Genomic DNA, 2,706 nt, shown 5'->3' with positions numbered 1-2,706 from the left:
GTCGCGACTCCCTTGCCGCCATTGAACCTGAGCCAGATCGGATACAAATGCCCCAGAAACGCGCCTAGCCCAGCGAATGGCCCCGCGCCCGGTGCAATCGCCTCTGCGATCAGCACGGCGGCGGCGCCCTTGCCAAGGTCGAACAGCAGGGTCGCCGCCGCCAACCCCTTGCGCCCTGTGCGCAGCACGTTGGTTGCGCCGATGTTGCCCGATCCGATGCTGCGCAGGTCGCCCGCGCCGGCAAGTCGCGTGAGGATAAGCCCGAACGGGATCGAGCCCAGCAGATAGCCCATCGCCATCAGCGCAGCGAGCGAGGCAAGGGCGGCCATGGCCAGATCGTTCATCATGTGTCGCTTGCCTCAAACACCTGCCAAAGACTGCGCTCTGCATAGGCAATGGCGCAGTTTTGGCAAGCATGGTTGAACGCTTGCGCGCTGCTGCTAGAGCGGGATGATGACCGAGATGACCATTGCTGCCGACGCGCCGCTGCTGTTCTTCGATTCCGGCATCGGCGGGCTGACGGTGATGGACGCGGCGCGCGCGCTGCTGCCCGACGCGCCGATTGTCTATGCCGCCGATTTTGCCGGATTGCCCTATGGCGAAAAGACCGAGGCGGAGATCGCCGCGCGCGTGCCTGCGCTGCTCGGGCGGCTGGTTGAGCGTTATCGCCCCCGGCTGATCACCATCGCGTGCAACACCGCATCGACCATCGCGCTGCCGCAGATCCGCGCCGCGCTCGATCTGCCAGTGGTGGGTACCGTGCCCGCGATCAAGCCCGCATCGGAAGTGTCGCAGACCCGGGTGATCGGCGTGCTGGGCACCGAGGCGACGGTGCGCCAGCCCTATGTCGACAATCTCGCGCGCGAGTTCGCCGATGATGCGACGATCATCCGCTTTGGTGCGCGCGAACTGGTGCGCGCCGCCGAGATGAAGATGCGGGGGCAAACCCCCGACCCGGCGATTTTCGCGCGCGCCATCGCGGGGCTGGTCGATCAGCAGCGCGGCGTGCCGATCGACACCATCGTGCTGGCCTGCACGCATTTCCCGATCGTGCAGGACGAACTTGCCGCAGCGATGGGCAGGCCGGTGACCTTCGTCGATGGCGCGGCGGGAATCGCGCGGCGGATCGCCTGGCTGACGCGCGGGCAGGTGTTCGCGGGCAACGGGCTGCGGTTTGTTGCTACCGGCCCGGCAGCCGATGTCATCCCCTATCGTCCAGCGCTCACTCAGCGCGGATTCAGCAGCTTTGACAGTCTTTGATCGTTTTCCTTTGATCGTTTTCGCCGATCACGCTGATCAATTTTATTGCGGTTTACTGGTTGCGGCCGGTGGCAGTTGCGAGCCGTTATCGCTGGAATTGCACGCTTTACTTGCTATATGAGCCTCCGGCAGATGCGGGTTTACACGTCGCAACCAAACGCGCAGCCATGTTGAGACAAACCTTCGCCGGGTTAGGTGGCCATAGACAGGTGCGCGTGTGAATTACGACCAGATTTTTGATGCTGCAATCGACCGGCTGCACGCTGAGGGGCGCTACCGGGTGTTTATCGACATCCTGCGCAACAAGGGGGCCTATCCCAACGCGCGTTGCTTCCACGGCCACAATGGCCCCAAGCCGATCACGGTGTGGTGTTCGAACGATTATCCCACCATGGGCCAGCACCCCAAGGTGATCGAGGCGATGGAAGAGGCGCTGCACAATGTCGGTGCAGGATCGGGCGGCACACGCAACATCGGCGGCAACACGCATTACCATGTCGAGCTTGAGCGTGAGCTCGCCGATCTGCACGGCAAGGACAATGCGCTGCTGTTCACATCGGGCTATGTCTCCAATGACGCGACGCTCTCGACGCTCGCCAAGATTCTGCCCGGCTGCATCATCTTTTCCGATGAGCTCAATCATGCCTCGATGATTGCGGGCATCCGCAATTCGGGCTGCGAAAAGCGCGTGTTCCGCCACAATGACACCGAGCATCTTGAAGAGCTGCTCGCCGCCGAAGACCCGGACGTGCCCAAGCTGATTGCGTTCGAGAGCGTCTATTCGATGGACGGCGATGTCGCGCCCATCCACGCGATCTGCGATCTGGCGGAGAAATACAACGCGCTGACCTATCTCGACGAGGTACACGCGGTGGGCATGTATGGCGCGCGCGGCGGCGGTATTTCAGAGCGTGACGAGGCCGCGCACCGGTTAACGATCATTGAGGGCACGCTTGGCAAGGCGTTCGGCGTGATGGGCGGCTATATCGCCGCCGATACGCGGATCATCGATGTCATCCGCAGCTACGCGCCGGGCTTCATCTTCACCACCTCGCTGTCGCCGGTGCTGGTCGCAGGCGCGCTTGCCAGCGTGAAGCACCTCAAGGCGTCGAGCGAGGAGCGTGACGGCCAGCAGGCAGCGGCAGCGCGGCTCAAGGCGATGTTTGCAGACGCCGGTCTGCCCGTGATGCTCTCGACCACGCACATCGTACCGCTGATGGTCGGCGATCCGGTCAAGGCCAAGCGGATCAGCGATATGCTGCTCGCCGAATATGGCGTCTACGTGCAGCCAATCAATTTCCCCACCGTGCCGCGCGGCACCGAACGGCTGCGCTTCACCCCCGGCCCCAACCATGATGAAGCGATGATGCGCGATCTCACGGCGGCACTGGTCGAAATCTGGGACCGGCTCGAACTGCGCAAGGCTGCCTGAACGCATGACGCCGC

General features: G+C 63.4%; 3 protein-coding genes. 2 read left to right on the top strand and 1 reads right to left on the bottom strand.

The genetic code is table 11. The features are described from left to right. Positions 1-344, bottom strand: a 344-nt coding sequence (locus ACEW8G_RS14915) for a glycerol-3-phosphate acyltransferase (RefSeq protein WP_373489186.1), incomplete at its 3' end; no start/stop codon positions are given. A gap of 118 nt (positions 345-462) precedes the next feature. On the opposite strand from ACEW8G_RS14915, the gene murI reads away from it, so the two are divergent. Then, the gene (gene murI / locus ACEW8G_RS14910) at positions 463-1,260 is read left to right on the top strand and encodes a glutamate racemase (protein WP_373489187.1); all 798 of its coding nucleotides are present in this window, start codon (positions 463-465) and stop codon (positions 1,258-1,260) included. 217 nt (positions 1,261-1,477) lie between these two features. Further along, entirely contained in the window at positions 1,478-2,692 is a 1,215-nt protein-coding gene (gene hemA, locus ACEW8G_RS14905; protein WP_373489185.1) for a 5-aminolevulinate synthase, read from the top strand. Positions 2,693-2,706: the final 14 nt, after the last annotated feature.

Origin of the sequence: Blastomonas sp. (genome assembly GCF_041747255.1) — a bacterium.
Taxonomy (GTDB): Bacteria; Pseudomonadota; Alphaproteobacteria; order Sphingomonadales; family Sphingomonadaceae; genus Blastomonas.
This window is presented reverse-complemented; position numbering and strand designations above follow the sequence as displayed.

Excerpts from the sequence above, each read along its gene's own strand:
- murI (WP_373489187.1), top strand. The coding sequence starts at position 463 with ATGACCATTGCTGCCGACGCGCCGCTGCTGTTCTTCGATTCCGGCATC.